18 protein-coding genes and 2 pseudogenes are annotated in these 20726 nt (G+C 71.8%); 8 read left to right on the forward strand and 12 right to left on the reverse strand.

The window, feature by feature from the left end:
* The 4 genes from ABD211_RS17145 to ABD211_RS17160 all read right to left on the reverse strand — a co-directional run.
* On the reverse strand, nucleotides 1-1532 hold a 1532-nt coding region (locus tag ABD211_RS17145), incomplete at its 3' end, for an NADH-quinone oxidoreductase subunit 5 family protein (RefSeq protein ID WP_425560438.1).
* Entirely contained in the window at nucleotides 1529-1888 is a 360-nt protein-coding gene (nuoK, locus tag ABD211_RS17150) for an NADH-quinone oxidoreductase subunit NuoK (RefSeq protein ID WP_344132355.1), read from the reverse strand. The genes ABD211_RS17145 and nuoK, both read right to left, overlap by 4 nt.
* On the reverse strand, nucleotides 1888-2412 hold the full coding sequence (locus tag ABD211_RS17155) for an NADH-quinone oxidoreductase subunit J family protein (RefSeq protein WP_344132358.1): 525 nt from the start codon (nucleotides 2410-2412) through the stop codon (nucleotides 1888-1890). Before ABD211_RS17155 ends, nuoK begins: the two co-directional genes overlap by 1 nt.
* On the reverse strand, nucleotides 2409-2948 hold the full coding sequence (locus tag ABD211_RS17160; protein ID WP_344132361.1) for a NuoI/complex I 23 kDa subunit family protein: 540 nt from the start codon (nucleotides 2946-2948) through the stop codon (nucleotides 2409-2411). The genes ABD211_RS17155 and ABD211_RS17160 overlap by 4 nt, the downstream gene beginning before the upstream one ends.
* 117 nt (nucleotides 2949-3065) lie before the next feature.
* Between ABD211_RS17160 and ABD211_RS17165 the strand changes: the two genes are divergently transcribed.
* Nucleotides 3066-3638: a Uma2 family endonuclease gene (locus tag ABD211_RS17165; protein WP_344132364.1), complete on the forward strand. Its 573-nt coding sequence runs from the start codon at nucleotides 3066-3068 to the stop codon at nucleotides 3636-3638.
* A gap of 36 nt (nucleotides 3639-3674) precedes the next feature.
* On the opposite strand, the gene ABD211_RS17170 is transcribed toward ABD211_RS17165, so the two are convergent.
* A complete protein-coding gene (locus ABD211_RS17170) occupies nucleotides 3675-4637 on the reverse strand; it encodes a complex I subunit 1/NuoH family protein (RefSeq protein WP_344132369.1) in 963 nt (320 codons plus the stop codon).
* Between the two features lie 218 nt (nucleotides 4638-4855).
* Between ABD211_RS17170 and ABD211_RS17175 the strand changes: the two genes are divergently transcribed.
* A complete protein-coding gene (locus tag ABD211_RS17175; protein WP_344132372.1) occupies nucleotides 4856-6703 on the forward strand; it encodes a hypothetical protein in 1848 nt (615 codons plus the stop codon).
* A gap of 60 nt (nucleotides 6704-6763) precedes the next feature.
* Here the strand turns inward: ABD211_RS17175 and ABD211_RS17180 are convergent, their stop codons facing one another.
* The 4 genes and pseudogenes from ABD211_RS17180 to ABD211_RS17195 form a co-directional block, all read right to left on the reverse strand.
* On the reverse strand, nucleotides 6764-7354 hold the full coding sequence (locus ABD211_RS17180) for an NADH-quinone oxidoreductase subunit C (RefSeq protein WP_425560439.1): 591 nt from the start codon (nucleotides 7352-7354) through the stop codon (nucleotides 6764-6766).
* 445 nt (nucleotides 7355-7799) lie between these two features.
* A pseudogene (locus tag ABD211_RS17185) lies at nucleotides 7800-8357 on the reverse strand (NADH-quinone oxidoreductase subunit B); the annotation flags it as partial.
* Entirely contained in the window at nucleotides 8354-8728 is a 375-nt protein-coding gene (locus ABD211_RS17190; protein WP_344132375.1) for an NADH-quinone oxidoreductase subunit A, read from the reverse strand. The gene ABD211_RS17190 and the pseudogene ABD211_RS17185, both read right to left, overlap by 4 nt.
* A 19-nt stretch (nucleotides 8729-8747) precedes the next feature.
* Nucleotides 8748-9167: a hypothetical protein gene (locus tag ABD211_RS17195; protein WP_344132378.1), complete on the reverse strand. Its 420-nt coding sequence runs from the start codon at nucleotides 9165-9167 to the stop codon at nucleotides 8748-8750.
* Between the two features lie 526 nt (nucleotides 9168-9693).
* Here ABD211_RS17195 and mptB point away from each other — a divergent pair.
* The 5 genes and pseudogenes from mptB to ABD211_RS17215 all read left to right on the forward strand — a co-directional run.
* A pseudogene (gene mptB, locus ABD211_RS33930) lies at nucleotides 9694-10365 on the forward strand (polyprenol phosphomannose-dependent alpha 1,6 mannosyltransferase MptB); the annotation flags it as partial.
* A gap of 124 nt (nucleotides 10366-10489) precedes the next feature.
* Entirely contained in the window at nucleotides 10490-10837 is a 348-nt protein-coding gene (locus tag ABD211_RS33935) for a hypothetical protein (RefSeq protein WP_425560440.1), read from the forward strand.
* Nucleotides 10838-10882: 45 nt separating this feature from the next.
* The gene (locus ABD211_RS17205; RefSeq protein ID WP_344132384.1) at nucleotides 10883-12730 is read left to right on the forward strand and encodes a 2-oxoacid:acceptor oxidoreductase subunit alpha; all 1848 of its coding nucleotides are present in this window, start codon (nucleotides 10883-10885) and stop codon (nucleotides 12728-12730) included.
* Nucleotides 12723-13754 (forward strand): 2-oxoacid:ferredoxin oxidoreductase subunit beta, encoded by a 1032-nt coding sequence (locus ABD211_RS17210; protein WP_344132387.1) that lies wholly within the window; start codon nucleotides 12723-12725, stop codon nucleotides 13752-13754. Before ABD211_RS17205 ends, ABD211_RS17210 begins: the two co-directional genes overlap by 8 nt.
* A gap of 406 nt (nucleotides 13755-14160) precedes the next feature.
* Complete coding sequence (locus ABD211_RS17215) at nucleotides 14161-14703, forward strand: helix-turn-helix transcriptional regulator (protein WP_344132390.1); 543 nt, start codon at nucleotides 14161-14163, stop codon at nucleotides 14701-14703.
* A gap of 2 nt (nucleotides 14704-14705) precedes the next feature.
* Here the strand turns inward: ABD211_RS17215 and ABD211_RS17220 are convergent, their stop codons facing one another.
* Together ABD211_RS17220 and ABD211_RS17225 are read right to left on the reverse strand one after the other, a co-directional pair.
* The gene (locus tag ABD211_RS17220) at nucleotides 14706-15731 is read right to left on the reverse strand and encodes a GNAT family N-acetyltransferase (RefSeq protein WP_344132393.1); all 1026 of its coding nucleotides are present in this window, start codon (nucleotides 15729-15731) and stop codon (nucleotides 14706-14708) included.
* Between the two features lie 76 nt (nucleotides 15732-15807).
* Nucleotides 15808-16710: a lysozyme family protein gene (locus ABD211_RS17225; protein WP_344132396.1), complete on the reverse strand. Its 903-nt coding sequence runs from the start codon at nucleotides 16708-16710 to the stop codon at nucleotides 15808-15810.
* A gap of 307 nt (nucleotides 16711-17017) precedes the next feature.
* On the opposite strand from ABD211_RS17225, the gene ABD211_RS17230 reads away from it, so the two are divergent.
* On the forward strand, nucleotides 17018-19750 hold the full coding sequence (locus ABD211_RS17230) for an ATP-binding protein (protein ID WP_344132398.1): 2733 nt from the start codon (nucleotides 17018-17020) through the stop codon (nucleotides 19748-19750).
* On the opposite strand, the gene hemB is transcribed toward ABD211_RS17230, so the two are convergent.
* Entirely contained in the window at nucleotides 19747-20724 is a 978-nt protein-coding gene (gene hemB, locus ABD211_RS17235; RefSeq protein WP_344132400.1) for a porphobilinogen synthase, read from the reverse strand. The two genes, ABD211_RS17230 and hemB, sit on opposite strands and share 4 nt — an antisense overlap.
* Nucleotides 20725-20726: the final 2 nt, after the last annotated feature.

The raw sequence follows: 20726 nt of genomic DNA on the forward strand, positions 1-20726 counted from the left end.
GGCCGCAGGCGCCACAGCCGCCCGGCGGCCGCGAGCCCGAGCAGCGCCCTCGGCGGCGGCGCGAGCGCGGCCGCGTGCACCGCGAAGGTCTCCTCCGCGCCGAGCGCGTGGGCGAACCACGGGAACAGGCCGGCGAAGCCGAGCAGCGCGCTCGGCACGGCCAGCAGGATCACCGGCCAGCCCATGGCGGCCGGCGGCTCGTGCGGATGGGCGCCGGCCGGCGCCGGGCCGAAGAAGACCCGCAGCCACAGCAGCGAGACGTAGAGGCCGGTGACGAACACGGTGGCCAGGCCGGCGAGGTACACGAGGAAGGAGCGGCCGCCGTAGCCCTGCGCCGCGGCGTACAGGATCTCGTCCTTGCTGAAGAAACCGGCCAGCGGAGGCAGGCCGACCAGGGCGCCCAACCCGATGGTGAAGCACCAGAACGTGGTCGGCATGGCGCGCCGCAGGCCGCCCATGCCGGACATCAGGTTCGTGCCCACCGCGTGGATGACCGAGCCGGCCGCGAGGAACAGCAGCGCCTTGAACGCGGCGTGCGTGAGCAGGTGGAACAGGGCGGCGGCGGGGACGCCGATGGCCAGCGCGCCGGCCATGTAGGCGATCTGCGAGACCGTGGACCAGGCGAGGACCCGCTTGATGTCCTCCTGCCCGACGGCCGACAGCGCGCCGAGCAGCATGGTGACCGCCGCCATGACGGCCAGCACCCACAGGGCCGTCTCCGACGCGGCGAACAGCGGATACGTCCGGACCACGACGTAGATGCCGGCGGCGACCATGGTGGCCGCGTGGATGAGCGCGCTGATCGGCGTGGGGCCGGCCATCGCGTCGGGCAACCACGTGTGCAGCGGGAACTGGGCGCTCTTGCCGGCCACGCCGGCGAGCAGCAGCAGGCAGACGGCGGTCGTCATCGCGGGGGTGAGCAGGCCGGGTTCGAGCACGTCAGCGAGCCGGAAGCTGTGCGCCTGGATGCCGAGCAGCACGATGCCGAGCAGGAAGCCGACGTCACCGACCCGGGTCACCAGGAACGCCTTCACGGCGGCGGCGGGCGCCTCACGCAGGGTCCGGTCGTGGGCGATGAGCAGGTACGAGCAGACGCCCATCACCTCCCAGCCGGCCAGCAGCATGATCAGGTCGCCGGCCACCACGACGGTGAGCATCGCGCCCGTGAACAGGCTCACCTGCGCGGCGTAGGGCCCGTAACGGTCGTCGTCCTTGAGGTACGCCGTGGAGTAGACCTGCACCGCCAACGCCACGGCGGCCACCGCGACGGCGACCAGGCCGACCGTCGCGTCCAGCCGCACGCCGACCGTGACGGCCAGCCCGCCGAAGTCCACGATCCGGATGCCCCTGTCGACCGTCCCGTCGATCGTGACCAGCAGCGCGACGGCGGCGGCCAGCGTCACGAACGCGCCACCCACGCCGAGGCTCACGGCCGCGGGGCGGCCCCGGGTCAGCAGCCCCCACAACCCACACACCAGGGGTACGACGGCGAGCGCGGCGCCCAGCGCCGTCGCGATGGTCTGCGCGCTCACCGGACGCTGTCCTGTTCTTCTTCCACCTCGTCGAGCTCCCAGTCCAGCGGGCCGGGTTCGAGCGGGACCTCGTCGATGACGACCGAGTTGCGGGCGCGGTAGAGCTGCAGCACGATCGCCAGCCCGACGCCGACCTCGGCGGCCGCGAGCACGATGACGAACAGCGCGAACACCTGGCCGGTCGCGGGCAGCGCCGCCCTGACGGTCGCGTCGGCGGTGACGAGCACGAGGTTGACCGCGTTGAGCATCAACTCCACGGCCATGAGCATCAGCACGGCGTTGCGCCGCACGAGCACGCCGTAGACGCCGAGCCCGAACAGGGCCGCCGCCACGCAGTACGGGATGACCGGACGCATCACTCGCCCTTCCGGGGGGCGGGGACCGCGCCGACGTCGGGGCGCGACACCACGATCGCGCCGACGAGCGCGGCGAGCAGGAGCACGGAGACCACCTCGAACGGCAGCACCCAGTCGGTGAACAGGGCGGCGCCGATCGCGTCCGCCCCGCCGCCGGGCACCCCGGCCGGGATGGTCGTCCACCGGTACGCGTCGACGAACAGGGCGCCCAGGCCCAGTCCGGCGCCCGCGCCGACCAGCGCCCCGGCCCAGCGGGACCGGTCGAGGTCGTCGCTCGCGCCGATCGGGGCGCGGGTCAGCATGACGGCGAACAGCAGCAGCACCACGACGGCGCCGACGTAGATCAGCACCTGCACCCAGGCGACCAGCTCCGCGCCGAGCGCGAGGTAGATGCCGGCGACCGCGCCGAGCGCCACGACCAGCCACAGGCCGGCCCGCACCACGTGGCGGGTGCCGACCACGAGCGCGCCGGCGCCCACGGTCACCGCCCCGAGCGCCAGCATGACCAGGTCGACGCCCGTCACGAGACGTCGTCCGGGGGCGCGGTCGCGGCCTTCTTGGCGGCGGTCGCCTCCTCCTTGGCCGGCTCCCCGTTCGGGTCGTGGGCGGGGGGCGCGGGCACCGTCCACATCCACTCCCGCAGGGTGTCCTTCTCGTGGAGCAGGTCCCGGATGTCGTACTCGGCGTACTCGAACTCGGGGGTCCAGTACAGGGCGTCGAAGGGGCACGCCTCGATGCAGATCCCGCAGTACATGCAGAGTGAGAAGTCGATCGCGAAGCGGTCGAGGACGTTGCGCTGGCGGGGCCGGCTCGCCCCGGGCACCACGACCTCCTCCTTGTGGGAGTCGATGTAGATGCACCAGTCGGGGCACTCGCGCGCGCAGAGCATGCAGACGGTGCAGTTCTCCTCGAACAGCGCGATGACGCCCCGCGACCTCGGCGGCAGGTCCGGCTCGACGTCCGGGTACTGCTGGGTGTGCGACCGACGGGTCATCGTCTTGAGGGTGACCGCCAACCCTTTTGCCAACCCGGAGCCCGGAACCCCATCCATGCCACTCATCCTGCCCCCACCCGCGTTTCCACGCGAGCACCGGACCCCATCGCAGCGCTAAACTGCCGACGGGGAAGGACTAATGGCACCAATTACCCGAGCCGAGGAGGTGCAGTGACGGCCGCTATGCAAGACCGACGCGAGTCCGAGGGCTGGACCACCAGCGACCTCGACGCCCTGCCGGAGGACGGTAATCCGTCGGGCGGGCGACGCGAGCTTCTCGATGGAGTCCTGATGGTCCCCCCTTCCCCCAGCGACGCACACCAGTTCCTTGCCGCCATGCTGGTGGCGGCGTTACACCGCGCCTGTCCACCTGCATTCGGTGTCACCCAGGCGGTTGACGTGCGCCTGTCGGAGCGGCGCTCGTTCTGCCCCGACGTCCTGGTCATCACCGCTGCCGCCGCTGAGCGGGACGCCAGATGGTTCCGGCCGGACGAGGTCGTCGTCGCGATCGAGATCGTCTCGCCGACCTCCGTCGCCATGGACGTCATCACCAAGCCCGCGCTCTACGCCGGCGCGGGCATCCCGTTCTACTGGCGCGTCGAGACGGCGCCCAAGCTCGTCGTGCACACCTATGCCCTCGACGAGGAGGCGAAGGTCTACCGGGATACCGGCACCTTCGCCGACATTGTCGAGACCGAGCGGCCGTGGTTCATCCGGATCGCCCTCGCCGACCTGTCCCGCCGCTCCCGGCGCTAACGCCGCGTCACTGATCCGTGCCCGGCCCTCGCCCGGTCAGTCCATCGCCACCTTCACGGCGGCGGTCAGGATGAGCTGCAGCAGCGCGACCGGAACGAGGACCAGCCAGCACAGCCGCTGCAGCTGGTCGGCGCGCAGGCGGGGGTAGGAGACCCGGACCCAGATGACCACGAAGGCGACCGCGAACGTCTTCAGCAGCGTCCACAGCCAGCCGAGACTTTCATCGAACGGCCCCTTCCACCCGCCGAGGAACAGCACCACGGTCAGCGCGGAGATGACGACGATCCCGACGTACTCGGCGAGCAGGAAGAACGCGAACCGCAGCCCGGTGTACTCCGTCATGTAGCCGAAGACCAGCTCCGAGTCGGCGATCGGCATGTCGAACGGCGGGCGACGGATCTCGGCGAGCCCGGCGGTGAAGAACACCACGGCGGCGGGCGCCTGCCACAGCAGCCACCAGGGCTGCCAGGCCTCGACGATGCCGGACAGCGACAGGGTGCCGGCGGCCATCGCCACGCTCGCGGCGGCCAGCACGAACGGCAGCTCGTACCCGAGCAGCTGCGCGGCCGCGCGCACCCCGCCGAGCAGGCTGTACTTGTTGGCCGAGGCCCAGGCCGCCATCAGCACGGACACGACCCCGATGCCGACGACCGCGAGCACCATGAGCAGCCCGATGTCGAGCGGCTGCGCGACCAGCCCGTCCGGGCCGAGCGGAATGACCAGGAGCACCGCCAGGTACGGCAGCAACGCCACGAACGGCGCGAGCCGGAACACCGGCCCGTCGGCGGCGGCCGGCGTCACGCTCTCCTTCTGCACGAACTTGACGCCGTCGGCGATGAGCTGCGCCCAGCCGTGGTAGGCGCCCGCGTACATCGGGCCCAGGCGGCCCTGCATGTGCGCCATCACCTTGTGTTCCGCCTGCCCGACGATGAGCGGCAACGTGAGGAAGGCGACAACAACGGCGAGTACGCGGATGGTCAGCTCGAGCCAGACCGGCATGTGCGCAGCATACGGCAGTAGTCGCCCTGGGACCCGGCCCCAGTCGAACGAGACGTACGGCCGATCCACATCGGCCGTTCAGCTACCCGACACACCTCGGGCTTGCCACTACGCCGCGCGATCCAGAATCATGGATCGGCTCGCCAGCCCACGGGGGCCGGCGCCACGGGGTCCGCCCCACCAGCACGCGGACGGCCCGGATAAAGGAGAAGACTCTCGTGACACTCAGGAAGGGCGTCGTGGCTTTCGCCACCGGCGCCCTTGTCGTGCTCGGCGCGGCGATGCCCGCGCAGGCCGGTCCGGTCGCGGCGGCGGCTGAACCCACAACGATCACCCAAACCCACGACGGCCCGTTCGAGTGCAACGACCTCAGCGAGTACGTCGGCCAGGACTTTTCCAAGTGGGACAACGCCTGGGTCTACGAGCTCAGCGGTGTGGGCGGCCAGAACGGCGTGGCGGTCCCGTCCGCCATCACGGTCGGGCTCGAAACCGCCGGCGGCGAGAAGACCACCACCCGCGTGCCGGTCGCGGTGGCCTTCGGCGACGCCGAGACCTACCCCGGCAACACCGCCTTCTACGTGCTCTACCCGGGCCAGTTCACCGGTACGCCGGACGGCACGGCGAGCGCGGTGATCGACAGCGCGTGGAACCCGCAGACCGAGGCGTTCTACCTGTACTCGTTGCCCTGCAACCGGCTCACGCTGACGGTCGACAAGACCGACGTGACCGTCCAGGCCGGGGCGACGTTCACGGTCAGCGGCACCCTGCGCACCGCCACCGGCGCCGCAGCCCCCGGGCGCGAGATCGGCGCCTACTTCTTCCCCAGCGGGTACGAAGGAGACGGCGACGACGTTCCGGCCTTCAAGACGACCAAGACCAACGCGGACGGCGGCTTCTCCTTCTCGCTCAGCGCGACACAGAACGGCTCCTTCACCATCTGGTACGACGGTGACGACAACCCGCCCGCGCCGCCCGGCGAGTTCTACGCCGCCGAGTGGGTCAAGGTGACCGTGACCGGCGCCCCGGCGACCACGGCCGGACCGGTCGTCACCACCGGCACGACGGTGACGACCCGGCCCGTGGTCACCACCCGTGGCCCGGTCACCACCGCGCCGCCGACCTCCGAGGTCCCGGTGACCAGCGAGCCGCCCGTCACGACCGCAGGGCCCGTCACGACGGAGCCGTCGGAGAGCAGCGAGCCGCCCGTCACGACCGCGCCGCCCACGTCGGAGGCCCCGGAGACGACCGAGCCCCCGGTCACGTCGCCGCCCGCGACGCCGGAGCCGACGGCTACCCCCCAGCCGTCGGACACGACGCCCGTGACGACGCCCCCGCCGGCGACCACGCCGGTCCCGACGGTCACCACGACCACCCCGCCGACCGAGGAGCCGCCGGTCGACCCGCCGGTGGGCCCGACGCTGCCGGACACCCTGCCCGAGTCGGACGGCCCGCTGACCCTGCCGGGCGGGACGACGATCCGGGCCGGTGGCAGCGTGCTGATCACGGGCGAGGGTTTCGCGCCGAACACCCCGGTGACCATCGGCATCTACTCGGACCCGGTGGTCCTGGGCACGACCTGGTCGAACGACGAGGGCGAGATCCGCGCCGTCGTGACCATCCCGCGCAACATGAGCGGCGACCACACGATCGTCGCGGCCGGTGAGGACGGGTTCGGCCAGGTCATCTACCTGACCGTGCCGGTCTCCATCGAGGAGGCCATCGGCTCGGGCGGCAGCGGCGGCTCGGGCGGCGGTTCCGGCGGCGGCCTGCCGATCACCGGTGTCGCGGTGGCGGGCATCAGCCTCACCGGCGTGGCGCTCGTCGGCGCCGGCGTGATGATGTTCCTGGCCGCGCGCCGTCGTCGTCTCGAGCCGGCCCTGGCCACGGTGTCCGCCACGACCGTCGCGGCCGGCGTGAACGCGCCGGAGCCCACGGCGACGGACATGGACATGACGGCCGTCGACAAGGTGACCACCACCATCGTCGACCTGCCGGCCGTCGCCGACGAGGAGACCCAGATCCTGCCGGTGCAGCCGGCGGAGAAGGCCGAGAAGTCGGACGACTGACGCACCACACGCCGTTGATGGCGGCGCCCTTCGGGGCGCCGCCATCAGGCGTTTGCGGGCCTAGTTGCCGCCCCACTCGCCGGGCGCGGGCACGCCGGGCGGCCGCATGGGCTGCCGCTTCGCCACGGTGGCGTCGTGGGACTCCCCCGGCTCCTTCGCCCCCGGCCACGGCTTGGCCACCCGTGAGGCGAGCACGAAGTCCTTGCGCAGCGGGTGCCCCTCGAACTCGGCGGGCAGCAGCAGCGGCGTGAGCCCCGGGTGCCCGGGAAAGTCGACGCCGAACATCTCGTGCGTCTCCCGCTCGTGCCAGGCCGCGCCGGGAAAAAGATCCACAATGGAGTCGACGGCCCCGGGCGTCAGCGTCCTGAGCAGTACGCCGTGCCGGCGCTCGGTCGACCACAGGTGCGCGACGACCGCGAACCCGCGGTCGCCCTCGTCGACGGCCGACAGCCAGTCGAAGAAGTCACACCCGAACCCGTCCCGCGCGGTCGCGACGGCCGCCCGCCAGTCGGTGACCGGCACGTCCACGGTCGCCCGCGCCCATCGCCCGCCCCCCGACACGCTCGCGGCGACGGCCTCATCGCCCGCGCCACCCGTCGTCGCCTCACCGATGGCCTCGACCAGGGCCGCGCCCAGCTCCTCCGGCGTCATGCCGCGATCCTATGGCACCGGACTCCGCCCACCCACGCTTACGGCGTGTAGTGGCCCGCGAGGTAACGGCCAGTAGCTAAAGCCGCAATGATCCTCCCGAGCGCGAACATAACCCCACCGACTTTGCTCTGCTTCCCCATAGGAATCACCGCCAATGAACAGCGATAATCGCAATGAGCGATTGCATAGCTACATGGAGCTACATCACGCTCCGTGCTGATTCCTATAGGGAAGCAGAGCAAAGTGGGTGGAGGGGGGTGGGTGGGGTGGGTGGCAGCGTGACCTTGCGTTACAACCGTCAGCGCGCGTTGGAGTCCGGGTCCGCGTCGGGGTGCTGGTAGTCGACCTCGGTGAGGGGGAAGCCCGCGTCGTCGCCGAAGGGGGCGCCGGCGCCCTGGCGGTCGAAGGACAGCTCGGTGACCGGGAGGCGGCCGGGCGGAGCGGACGGCGGGCGCACCGACGGGGCGGTGAGCGCGTCGACAGTCGGCTCCGTGCGGGCCGGCGGCGGGAGGGCGTCGGCAGGCCGGGCGGGCCGGACGCCGCCCAGGCCGGACTGTTCGGCGGCGATCTTCTCCTGGAGGCGGAGGATGCCGTAGAGGAGCGCCTCCGGGCGCGGCGGGCAGCCGGGCACGTACACGTCGACGGGGATGAGCTGGTCGACGCCCTTCGTCACCGAGTACGAGTCCCAGTAGGGGCCGCCGCAGTTGGAGCAGGCCCCGAACGAGATGACGTACTTCGGCTCGGGCATCTGGTCGTAGAGGCGCTTGATGGCGGGGGCCATCTTGTCGGTGACGGTGCCCGACACCACCATCAGGTCGGCCTGGCGCGGGCCGTGGCCGAACGGGATCACGCCCAGGCGCATGAAGTCGTGCCGGCCCATCGACGTCGCGATGAACTCGATGGCGCAGCAGGCCAGCCCGAAGTTGAACACCCACAGCGAGTACCGCCGGCCCCAGTTGAGGACGAAGCGGATCGGCTCGCCGAGCACGCCGGGCAGGTTCACGTCCACCGGAGCACCTTCTTGCGCCACGCGTACAGCAGGCCCAAAGCCAGCACGCCCACGAAGATGGCCATCTCCACGACCACCGCCGCGCCGAAGCCGGGCCCGTCGAACACCACCGCCCAGGGGAACAGGAAGATGGCCTCGACGGCGAAGAGCACATACAGGTACGCGTACACGTAGTAGCGGATCTGGGCCTGCGCCCAGTCGCCGCCCACCGGGTCGAGACCGCACTCGTAGGTGGTGGACTTCTCCCGGGTCGGCCGGATCGTGGCCAACAGCCGGTTCGCGGTCATCGCGACGACGAACACGACCACACCGACGAGCAGCAACAACCCAAGAGTCTGGTACGACCCGGCGCCTGCGTCACCCACGTCGACGAGCGTACGCCCTTCAGGAGAGAACGAGGCCGTCCACCTCGTTCGCCTTTACGGTAACGCCGTCGATCTTCGCGTTGTCGGTCTCGGGGTTGATGGGCGGCGCGGTCTCGGCCGCCGCACCGTCGCGGTTGAACGCCCCGACCTGCGTGCCGTCGGCCAGGATGATCCAGCCGGCGACGACCGCCGCGCCGCGGATCTGCGCGGTCGCGCGGTAGAGCTTGGATGGCTTGCCGACCGTCGGGACCGCGAAGTGCCACTGCCGGCCGGCCGCGTCGACGTCGCCGACGAGCTGGCCCTCCTCGATCGTGGCCGTCAGCGTGGCGCCCTTCTTGCTCTTCAGCACCACCGTGCCGGTCGCGTCGACGGTGCCGACCAGCCACGACTCGAACTTTCCGTCGCACAGGTAGGCGATGGCCTTCCCGTTGTTGGTCACGATGGCGATCGCGGCCTTGCTGTCGGTCGTGGTCCGGCCCGCGTACGTGGTCTTGCCGGTGGGCCCGGCCGGGGCACCGATGCCGTCCTCGCCGGCCCCGACGGTGCTCGCGGGGGTGGACGTCGGCGCGCGGACGCGGACCGGTTGGCGGCCCGGCTGGTCAGCAGGCTCGTCACCAGGATCGTGGCGCCCAGCACCAGGCCGGCCGCAAGAATGATGAGGGGTCCTTTGGAACGCATAGTCCGATAAGTGTCCACCAGCAACGAGTACGGCGCATGTCGACAAGGTGCTCATGTTCCGGACGCCTGGCGGACAACCGGTGGACATCGAAGGCTGGCACCGTGCGGTGGTGCTGATGCGGCCCATCGACCGCGATCCGTGGACGCTGCGCCGCTGCCGGCTGGTGGGCGCGACCGGTGCGGTCGCGCTCGCCCTCGGCGCGTCCGCGGTAGGGGCGCTGCCGGCGCGTGACCCCTTCGGCGACGTCCCGGGCGTCCGCGAACTGCGGGCCGCCCCGGCGCTCGCCATGTTCAGCGCGTACCTCGGGCGGTTCGGACCGTCCACTCTGGGCGGACCGCTGGCCGCCAACGTGCCCGACATCTGGCAGCACACCCCGGCGCCGTACGGGCCGGTGTTCCTCGGACTCGCGGCGGCCGTCACCGGGGTCACCGGCGACCACGCGGTGCTCGGCGCGCTGGGCATGCGGGCCGTCGCGCTGGCCGGCGTGGCGCTGCTCGCCTGGGGCGTGCCCGAGCTGGCGAGACACTGCGGCGTGGACCCCGCCGCCGCGCTCTGGCTGGGCGTACTCAATCCTCTGGTCCTTGACCACCTGGTCGCCGGCGCGCACAACGACGCCGTGATGCTGGGTCTGCTCGTGGCCGGGCTGGTCGCGCTCGTGCGGTGGCTGCCCGTCGTGGGCGTCGCGCTGATCACCACCGCGGCGATGGTCAAGGCGCCCGCCGCCCTGGCGCTGGCGTTCGTCGTGCCGCTCTGGGCCGCGCAGCTCCCCGGCGCCCAATCACGAACAAAAGCCGCGTTGGGTACGGGCGCCGTCGCGCTCGGCACGGCCGTGCTGGTCACGGCGGCCTCCGGTCGTGGGTACGGCTGGACCAGCGCGCTCGGCACGCCGGCCGTGGTGCGCAACTGGATGTCGATCACCACCGACCTGGGTCACCTGACCGGGGCGGTGCCGACATTCCGGGCACTGGGGCTGGCCGTGGCGGGGACGGTCGCCGCCGCGCTGATCGTGGGGGCGTGGCGGCGCCCCTCCACCGACCCGGCCACCCCCCGTCGCCGCCCTCGGCCTGGCCCTCCTCACGATCGTGCTGCTCGGCCCCGTCGTACACCCGTGGTATCTGCTCTGGGGCCTGGTCCCGCTGGCCGCGGCCGCCCGATGGGCGGACCGCCCGCGCACGCTGCGCGCACTGCCCGTAATGTCGGTGGTGATCGGAGTCGTCCTCGTACCCACGGGCCTCTCCCCGACCCCGGCCCAGATCGCGGCGGGCGTCGTCGGGCTGGCCTTCGGGGTGCTGCTCGGGACCACCGTCGATGGTTCCGCGTGGCGGACGAGCGCAATGTCACACCGGGGGTCACACCAAGGGATGGGACAACGCCGGTATCCGACGATGGAGATGGAGGTCGCCCGACGTAGGCTCGAAGCTGAGAACTAGGGTTCGGGGCCGTCCCCCGCCGGGTCCCTGAGGAGGCACAGCACCGTGGCCAAGCAGATCCGCCAACTGGATCGGGTGGTCATCCGTTTCGCCGGCGACTCCGGCGACGGTATGCAGCTCACAGGTGACCGGTTCACCTCCGAGACCGCCCAGTTGGGCAACGACATCTCGACTTTGCCGAACTTCCCGGCTGAGATCCGCGCCCCTGCCGGGACCCTGCCCGGCGTGTCCAGCTTCCAGGTGCACTTCGCGGACTTCGACATCCTGACCCCGGGCGACGCGCCCAACGTGCTGGTGGCGATGAACCCCGCGGCGCTCAAGGCGAACCTCGCCGAGCTGCCCCGCGGCGCGGACATCATCGTCAACACCGACGAGTTCACCAAGCGCAACCTGCAGAAGGTGGGCTACGCGGCGAACCCGCTCGAGGACGGCTCCCTGGACGGGTACGCGCTGCACCCCGTGGGCCTGACCAGCATGACGGTGCGCGCCCTGGAGTCCTTCGACATCTCGAAGAAGGACGCCGAGCGGGCCAAGAACATGTTCGCGCTGGGCCTGCTCTCGTGGATGTACTCGCGGCCGCACGAGTCCACGCTGACCTTCCTGCAGCGCAAGTTCGCCGCCCGGCCCGAGCTGGCCGCCGCGAACATCGCCGCGTTCAAGGCAGGCTGGAACTTCGGCGAGACGACCGAGGACTTCGGCGTCCGGTACGAGGTGAAGCCGGCGAAGATGCCCCCGGGGACGTACCGGAACATCACCGGCAACACGGCCCTGGCGTTGGGCCTCGTGGCCGCCGGGGTGCGATCGAAACTTCCCGTTTTCCTGGGTGCCTACCCGATCACGCCCGCCTCGGACATCCTGCACGAGCTGAGCAAGCACAAGAAGTTCGGCGTGACCACGGTGCAGGCCGAGGACGAGATCGCCGCCGTGGGCGCCGCGCTCGGCGCCTCGTACGGTGGCGCGCTCGGCGTGACCACGACGAGCGGCCCCGGCGTCGCGCTCAAATCCGAGACGATCTCACTCGGCGTCGCGTTGGAGCTGCCGCTGGTGATCGTCGACGTGCAGCGGGCCGGCCCGAGTACGGGCATGCCGACCAAGACCGAGCAGGCCGACCTGAACATGGCGCTGCACGGCCGGCACGGCGAGGCGCCCGTCGCGGTCCTCGCGGCCCGGTCGCCCGCCGACTGCTTCTACACGGCCATCGAGGCGGCGCGCATCGCGCTGACCTACCGCACGCCGGTGCTGCTGCTGTCGGACGGGTACATCGCGAACGGCTCGGAGCCGTGGCTGCTGCCCGAGGTGTCCGAGCTGCCCGACCTCAGCGTCGATTTCGCCACCGAGCCCAACGGCCCCGACGGCACGACATTTTTGCCGTACCTGCGGGATCCGCAGACGCTGGCCCGCCCGTGGGCGGTCCCCGGCACGCCCGGCCTGGAGCACCGCATCGGCGGCCTGGAGAAGGCCGACAAGACCGGTGACATCTCGTACGACCCGGCCAACCACGACCTCATGGTCCGCACCCGGGCCGCCCGCATCGACGGCATCACGGTGCCCGACCTGGAGGTCGAGGACCCGGACGGCACGGCGACCGTGCTGGTGCTCGGCTGGGGCTCGACGTTCGGCCCGATCGGGGCCGCGTGCCGGGCGCTGCGCCAGCGCGGGCTGCCGGTCGCCCAGGCGCACCTGACCTACCTGAATCCGCTGCCGGCCAACACGGCCGACGTGCTGCGCCGGTACGACAAGGTCGTCATCCCGGAGATGAACCTCGGCCAGCTCGCCCACCTGATCCGGGGGCGGTTCCTGGTCGACGCGATCGCGTACAACCAGGTCCGCGGCCTGCCGTTCACGGCCGCCGAGCTGGAGACCATGCTCGAGGACGTGGTGAAGAATGGCTGAACCGGTTGCCCTGAAGCTCACCGCCAAGGACTTCAAGTCCGACCAGGAGGTCCGCTGGTGCCCGGGCTGCGGTGACTACGCGATCCTCGCGGCGGTGCAGAGCTTCATGCCGGAGCTGGGCATCCCCCGCGAGAACATCGTCTTCGTCTCCGGCATCGGCTGCTCGTCGCGCTTCCCGTACTACATGAACACGTACGGCCTGCACTCGATCCACGGCCGGGCGCCGGCGATCGCGACGGGCCTGTCCGTGTCGCGCCCCGACCTGCAGACCTGGGTCGTCACGGGCGACGGCGACGCGCTGTCCATTGGCGGCAACCACCTGATCCACGCGCTGCGCCGCAACGTGAACCTGAAGATCCTGCTGTTCAACAACCGGATCTACGGCCTGACCAAGGGGCAGTACTCGCCGACGAGCGAGATCGGCAAGATCACGAAGTCGACGCCGACCGGCTCGGCCGACTCGCCGTTCAACCCGATCTCCCTGGCGCTCGGCGCGGAGGCGAGCTTCGTCGCCCGTACCATCGATTCTGATCGGAAGCATCTGCAGTCGGTGCTGCGCGAGGCCGCGGAGCACAAGGGCTCGGCCTTCGTCGAGATCTACCAGAACTGCAACATCTTCAACGATGGCGCGTTCGACCTGCTCAAGGAGCCGGAGACCCGGGATGAGGCGGTCATCCGCCTGGAACACGGGCAGCCGATCACGTTCGGGGCGCAGGGCGAGTGGTGCGTCGTGCACCCGCCGGGCGGCTTCGGCCTGGAGGTCCGCGAGACCGCCAGCGTCGACCCGGCCGACATCGTGGTGCACAACTCCTCGGTGCCCGAGCCGGCGTACGCGTTCGCGCTGTCCCGCCTGCCCGGCGCGGACCTGCGGCACACCCCGATCGGCGTATTCCGCTCGGTACAGCGCAGCTCCTACGACGACATCGTCCGCGAGCAGGTCAGCACCGCCACGGCCAAGGTCACCGACCCGAACGCGGAGCTCGCCTCCCTGCTCGGCTCGGGCGACACGTGGACGATCCTCTAGAACCTCATCGGGTACGGGCGGGCGCCAGCCCGGCGGTTGCGGCCGCCGGCGGCGCCCGTTGCGTTTGTCGCGCCTGTGGATAACTCCGGTCGCTTGATTGCTGTGGGTGACGACTCCGCCCGAGGCGCCATACCCTCACACTGACTTTGCTCTGCTTCCCTATAGGAATCAGGCACTCTGAGTGACGACTGAAGTTGTTCTTGCACCCGATTCCATCGTCTTTAGTAGGACTTTTTCGGTGCTTCCTATGGGGAAGCAGAGCAAAGTCGGTGGGGAGGTTGGGTTGATCCGGGTGAGTCCATCACGCGCCGTGACCGTCACCCTGTGTCGTCATCATAGCGGCCGCTTGTCCACAGGCTTGCGGTCCGGGGTGCCCGGGCCGGCTCGCCGCGCGCAGAGTGGGGGCATGGCGAAATGGAGCACCGTTCCTCAGTTCGGGCCGTGGCGTGGGCTCGGCGATGAAGAACTGCTCAAGGCGTTGCCGAAGCTCGGCGACTACCCCGTGGCGGGGCTCGTCAGGCGGGGGCGGCGGCTCGCCGACCTGAGTCAACGGCAGCTCGCCCGGCTCGCCAACGTCGCGCCGGCGACCGTGGGCAAGGTCGAAGCCGGTCGGATCATGCCGAGTCTCAGCCTGTTCCAGCGCATGCTCGCCGCGGCCGGGCTCACGCTGGTGGTCATCGACGACGCCGGGCGGCTGGTCAGGCCCATGGGCGAAAGCGACGACGTGCGCGACGCAGCCGTCCGGCGGTACCCGTCCCATCTCGACACGATTCTCGATCCCGAGGAGGGCGAGTGGTGGGGTGACATCTACGGCATGGCTCGACCACCCGAGACGTTCCGCCGCAACCGGGCCGAGCGTGACGCCGCGCGCGAGCGCGCCGAATGGTGGGCCCGGCCCAAGAAGCACCTCGGCCTGCCGGAGCCCCCGAAACCCGGCAGCTGGACGTAGCTCTAGGTAGGGACGTCGCTGAGGAGCTTTGTCAGCTCGTCCGCATCGGCGTCGTACTCACGCCATTCGTGGTCGGCGCGGAAGCCGAGCTCGTCGTTGACCTGCTGGAGCTGCTCGTTCTCCGTGGCGTGCCAGGTCTGGACCTCGCGGAGCTGAGGCTCGGCGTCGCGCAGCTCCAGCAGCATGCGGGCCTTCAGCGCGCGGCCCAGGCCGAGTCCGTTGAACTCCGGGCGCACGATCGTGTCGTACTGGTCCGCCCGGGTCGGGTGCTGCGCCGGCACGACGACCTCGGTGAGGCCCGCGACCCAGCCCGTGGACTCGTGCACCGCCAGCACGATGTGCGGGTGCAGGCCGCGGGCGCGCAACGTCGCGATGCTGCTCCGGAGCCGGTCGGCGCTGTAGGAACTCGGACGCAGCTCAAGGTCGCCGGGCGGGGTCAGCCGCCGCTGCTCCTTGGCCTCCGCGTACGCGTTCAGGATCGACTCGGGCAGGCCGCCCTGGTGGTACTCCACGTAGTAGCCCGTGACCACGCCGTCGGCCATGTCGCGCAGGTGATCCCAGTCGACCGTGCGCAGGTCGAGCAGGCTGCGCATCTCCACGTAGGCCCAACGGAAGCCGTGCTGCTCGTAGAAGTCGACCGCCGTGGTGCCGCCGATCACCTCGACGCCCAGCTGGCGGATGCCCTCCCGCAACGCCCGGCGGGCGGCGGCCGCGAGCAGCGTGCGCCCCACCCCCTGGCGGCGCGCCTTCGGCACCACCACGATCTCGATGACGCCCATGCCCTCGAGCAGCAGGAGCGTGCCCACCCCGAGCAGGGGCGCGGTGCCGCCCCCGGTGTCGTCCTCCTCGACGATCCAGCTGAACCGTCGCTGGCCGGGCATGGTGACCGAAAGGTAGCCGCGCAGCGAGGTCATGCCCCACAGTGGATCGTGGGGTAGATCTGCGGTGAGGGCTTCGTTGTACGCGTCCAGCCAGAGCCGCAGCTCGGCCTCCGGAGCCAGGCCCGGATCCCACTCGCGTAACCTCACCCGCCTAGCTTGACGGTTTGTTGACGGAAGGACAATGCCGCGGCACCCATTAGTGAGGGTTTGTCGCTCTCTGCGCTTACCTAATGCTCTGTGTTCGTTGCCCGTAGTCATCCGCGGTCTCAAAAATCGCGCGCGCGTACGACACGCCGCTGTGGTAGCGGCCGATCGCCTTGTTCCAGTCCGCCCGTACCCGTAGATCTTCTTCTCCGGCACACAGCGACCTGGCCAGCGCGAGCGTGGAGTCGAAGATGTTGTACGGATCGACGATGCCGTCGCCGTTCGCGTCGATCGCGTTTCCCCGCCAGAGTGTCGGCATCAGACGCAACGGACCCATCGCGCGGTCGAACCGGGAGTCGCCGTCGTAGGCGCCGGCGTCGGTGTCCTTGACCAGGCGTCGTCCCGCCTTGCCGTCGAGCAGAGGTCCGACGATCGCCGGGTTGGACCGGCCGTCCGGCAGCAGGACCGCCCCGCCCGCGCGTCCGTGCGAGGACTCGACCTGACCGATGCCGGCGAGCGTCGTCCAGTTGAGCTGGCACCGCGGGTCGACGTTCGCCATGAACACCTGGGCGTAGCCGTAGGCCTGCAGGGCGGGCACGGGGATGTCCACGACGGCGGCGACCCGGGCCGCCCAGCCCTCCAGGGCGTCAGCGGGCCGGTCCGTGGCGTAGGCGGCGGTGTCCATGGGCGTAGCGGTGGGCGGGGTGGTCGCGGCCGCCACGGTGGTCGCGGTGGCGCCGCCGGACCGCAGGCCACCGGGCGGCACGATGTACGCCCCGACGACCAGCGCCACAGCGAGCAGCGCGACGAGCAGCGCGACCTGGGTCCAGACCCGGGCGCGGCGGTGCGCGGCCGGGGCGGCCGGCCGGGGCGCCGCCGGCACGGGCGTGCTGGGCCGGGGGAGGGTGGGCACGGTCGCGGTCGAACGCGAACTTGCCGCCGTCTGGAGTGCCGGTCCGCCGATGACCGACGTCTCCTGCATATCATCATCAGGTGCTTCAACAAGGGGCATATCGGCTGTCGGCGGGCCGCCGTCCGTTACGGGCGACATCCGCTCAGACGTCGTCTCCGGAGCCGCCCGGTCCTCCCCACCGTCCGCCACGCTTCTTAGTATCGCTGACTCGGCAGAAATGGCGTCGATGATCGCGGTCACGTGTGTCGTGTACTTGGCTGCGTGTCTGGGCTGGTAGCGACCTTGTGTGCCGCCGGAGCCGACCATAGGGACGATGTGCCGTGGTCCTTGGGTGGGGCAGGATTGTGCCGACTTCCAAGGGGGCGGAGGTTCATGCGTGCCGGCGAGGCCTGACCTGCCGAGCGGGCTGGTGACGTTCCTCTTTACCGATATTGAGGGATCCACCCGGCTCGCCCAGCTGCTGGGGGCGGACTACCGGCCGGTGCTCGCGGAGCACCGGCGGATACTCCGGCATGCCTTCGGCGCCGAGGGCGGTGTCGAGCTGTTCACCGAGGGTGACTCCCTCTTCGTGGTCTTCGCCGACGCGTCGGCCGCGCTGCGCGCCTGCGCCGAGGCCCAGCGGGCGCTCGCCGCGCATGACTGGAAGCCGCTGCGCCCCAAGGTCCGCATGGGCCTGCACTCCGGCTACGCGGAGCCGCACGGCGGGGAGTACGCGAGCCCCGAGGTGCACCGGGCCGCCCGCGTAGCCGCCGCCGCGCACGGCAACCAGGTGCTGTGCTCCAGCGCCACCGCGCGCCTCGTCGCCGGCTCCGACCTGGGGCTGATCGACCTCGGCCTCTACCAGTTGCGCGGCTTCGACGGGCAGGAGCGCCTGCTCCAGCTCACGGCGCCCGGCCTGGAGCTCGACTTTCCCCGTCCCCGCACCCAGGCCGCCACCCCGCACAACCTGCCCACCCCGTCGTCGACGTTCGTGGGCCGCGCCCAGGAGCAGGCCGAGCTGCGCGGTCTGCTGCGCGGTCACCGGTTGGTGAACCTCGTGGGTACGGGCGGCGCGGGAAAGACGCGGCTGGCCCTGGAGCTCGCCAAGGAGATGGTGCCGGCGTTCGCCGACGGGGTGTGGTTCGTCGACCTGGCCACGGTCGGCGACGCGCACCTCGTCCCGGTCGCCGTGGCCGAGGCGGTGGGTGTGCGTCCCGAGCCCGGCCGCCCCGTCCTGGACACCCTCGCCGAGTACGCGGCGACCCGTTCGATCATGCTGGTCCTCGACACCTGCGAGGCCCACCTGCCGGCCGTGGGGGCGGTGGCCACCCGGCTGCTCGCCGCCGGTACGGGCGTGCAGGTGCTCGCCACGAGCCGCGAGCCGCTGGCTGTGCCGGGCGAGCTGGTGTGGCGCATCCCGCCGCTGGGCACCGCGGGCGCCGAGGGCACCCCGGACGCCGTGGCCCTGCTGCTGGAGCGCGCGGCGGCCGCCCGTGGCGGCCGGCTCGCCCGCACCGACGAGCTGACCCACCTGCACCGGGTCGCGCAGCGTCTCGACGGCCTGCCGCTGGCCCTGGAGCTGGCCGCCGCACGGCTGCGCCTGCTCTCCGCCGGCCAGCTCGCCGACCGTCTCGACGACATGCTCGCCACCCTGGACGCGGTGGCGCTGCCCGGCGCGGTGGACGACGTCGCCGGCGTTGGTGACACACCCGGCGTCCGGGCCAACCGGCACGCCACGCTCCGCGCCACGTTCGACTGGTCGTACCGGACGCTGCCCGGGCCGGCCGCCGCCCTGCTGCGCCAGCTCGCCGTGTTCGCGAGCCCGATGGACCTGGGCACGGTCGAGTGGATCGCCGGGCCGGAGGCGCTGCCGCTGCTCACGATCCTCGTCGACAAGTCGCTCATGGTCACCGACCCGCAGGCCGCGAGCGGCCTGCCGACGTACCGGCTGCTCGACCCGATCCGCGCCTTCGCGCTGCGCGAGCTGGCCGGCGACGGTCAGGAGGCGGCCGCGCGGGACAAGCACCTGGGCTGGGTGCAGCACGCGCTGGGCCGGGTCCGGACGGGCTCGGACGGCCGGCCGCGCACCCTGTCGACGTACCCGTTCGACGCGCTGGCCGCCGAGGCGCGCGCGGCGCTGCACTGGTGCGTGCAGGAGGGCCGCTGCCGCGACGGGCTGCGCGTGGCCGTCGCGCTGGGCGAGTGGTGGCGCGAGCGCGGCCTGGCCCGCGAGGGCCGCATCTGGCTGTACCGGCTGTTCGAGCGCTCGGTCACGGCCGGCGAGGAGATCCCCGACGGGGAGCTCGCCGTGGCCTACCACGGCTACGCGCGCTACGCCGGCCTCGACGGGCAGCCGGGTGAGCAACTGCGCCTGCTCGTGCAGGCGGAGGAGTTCGCCTGGCGCACGGGCAAGGCGTCGCTGATCGCCCGGGCCAGCGCGAGCCGGGGCGAGGCGCTGGTCGCGCTGGGCCGGGAGGACGAGGCGGAGCGCGCGTGCCGCGACGTGCTCGACTGGGCGCGGGCCCGGCACGCGGACGCGGAGGCGCTGCCGGCCACGTTCACGCTGGCGCACCTGTTGTGGCGGCGCGGCGCGTTGGCCGAGGCCGCGACGGAGTTGGGTCAGGCGCGGGGCGCGGCGAACGCCGACCCGACGGAGCGGGCCAACCGCACCATCGACCTGATGCTGGGCCTGGTCGCGCTGTCCCGCAGCGACCTGGTGGCGGCGCACGACCACCTGGTCGTGGCGCTGCGGTCGCGGATGACGCACGGCTTCCACGGCGGGGTGTGCGAGGCGCTGTCGGCGATGGCGGTGCGTTGCGCGCTGGGCGGCGAGCTGGCCACGGCCGCGAAACTGTTCGGCGCGGCCCAGGGGGCGCGCGCCCAGCTGCGCACGTCGACGGACATGCTGGGTCGGTTCGGGCTGCGCCACGAGGGCGCCGTCCGCACGGCGATGGGCGACGCCGCCTTCGACGCCGCGTACGGCGAGGGCGCCGCGATGACGCTCGCGGAGGCGACGACCGTGGCGCTCGCCGTGGACCATCCGGACCTGTTGCACCAGCTCGACCGGCTGGCGGCCGTCGACCTGGAGGCGACGGCAGAGCTTCCGGTCGCCCGCCGCCTCGCCAGCTAGTCGTTCAGCAGGGGGACGGCGTCGAGGGCCCAGTAGGTGAGGATCATCTGGGCGCCGGCGCGGCGGATCGACGTGAGGGTCTCGACGATGGTGCGGTCGCGGTCCAGCCAGCCGTTGGCGGCGGCGGCCTCGACCATCGCGTACTCGCCGCTGACCTGGTAGGCGGCGACCGGGACGTCCACCGACGCCGCGACCGACGCGACGATGTCCAGGTAGGGCAGGGCCGGCTTGACCATGACGATGTCCGCGCCCTCGGCGACGTCCAGGGCGACCTCGCGCAGCGCCTCGCGGGCGTTGGCCGGGTCCTGCTGGTAGGCCTTGCGGTCGCCGGTCAGCGCCGACTCCACCGCGTCGCGGAAGGGGCCGAAGAACGCCGAGGCGTACTTCGCCGCGTACGCCAGGATGACCGTATCGGTGTGGCCGGCGGCGTCGAGGGCGCGGCGGACCGCGCCGACCTGGCCGTCCATCATGCCGGACAGGCCGAGGACGTGGGCGCCGGCGCCGGCCTGGGCCAGCGCCAACGCGGTGTAGCGGTCCAGGGTGGCGTCGTTGTCGACCGCGCCGTCGGGGGTGAGCACGCCGCAGTGCCCGTGCGAGGTGAACTCGTCCAGGCACAGGTCGGCCATGACGACGGTGCTGTCGCCGACCTCGGCGATCACGTCGCGGATCGCGACGTTGAGGATGCCGTCGGGGTCCGTGCCGGCGGAACCCGTCGCGTCACGCTCCGCCGGGACCCCGAACAGCATGACGCCGCCGATGCCGGCCGCGACCGCCTCCGCCGCGACCTTGCGCAGCGACTCGCGCGAGTGCTGCACGACGCCCGGCATCGACGCGATCGGCTGCGGCTCGGTCAGCCCCTCCTTCACGAAGAGAGGCAGCACGAGGTCGGCCGGGTGGACCCGGGTCTGGGCCACCGCGCGGCGCAGGGCCGCGGTCTGGCGCAGCCTCCGGGGCCGGACATCGGGGTACGTCATAA

Origin of the sequence: Luedemannella flava, from assembly GCF_039528515.1 — a bacterium.
Taxonomy (GTDB): Bacteria; Actinomycetota; Actinomycetes; order Mycobacteriales; family Micromonosporaceae; genus Luedemannella; species Luedemannella flava.

Bases quoted from the DNA above. Each gene is read 5' to 3' on its own strand.
- nuoK (WP_344132355.1), bottom strand. From the start codon at position 1,888: ATGCGTCCGGTCATCCCGTACTGCGTGGCGGCGGCCCTGTTCGGGCTC.
- ABD211_RS17160 (WP_344132361.1), bottom strand. From the start codon at position 2,948: ATGAGTGGCATGGATGGGGTTCCGGGCTCCGGGTTGGCAAAAGGGTTG.
- ABD211_RS17165 (WP_344132364.1), top strand. From the start codon at position 3,066: ATGCAAGACCGACGCGAGTCCGAGGGCTGGACCACCAGCGACCTCGAC.
- ABD211_RS17170 (WP_344132369.1), bottom strand. From the start codon at position 4,637: ATGCCGGTCTGGCTCGAGCTGACCATCCGCGTACTCGCCGTTGTTGTC.
- ABD211_RS17180 (WP_425560439.1), bottom strand. From the start codon at position 7,354: ATGACGCCGGAGGAGCTGGGCGCGGCCCTGGTCGAGGCCATCGGTGAG.
- ABD211_RS17210 (WP_344132387.1), top strand. From the start codon at position 12,723: ATGGCTGAACCGGTTGCCCTGAAGCTCACCGCCAAGGACTTCAAGTCC.
- ABD211_RS17215 (WP_344132390.1), top strand. From the start codon at position 14,161: ATGGCGAAATGGAGCACCGTTCCTCAGTTCGGGCCGTGGCGTGGGCTC.
- ABD211_RS17225 (WP_344132396.1), bottom strand. From the start codon at position 16,710: ATGCAGGAGACGTCGGTCATCGGCGGACCGGCACTCCAGACGGCGGCA.
- hemB (WP_344132400.1), bottom strand. From the start codon at position 20,724: ATGACGTACCCCGATGTCCGGCCCCGGAGGCTGCGCCAGACCGCGGCC.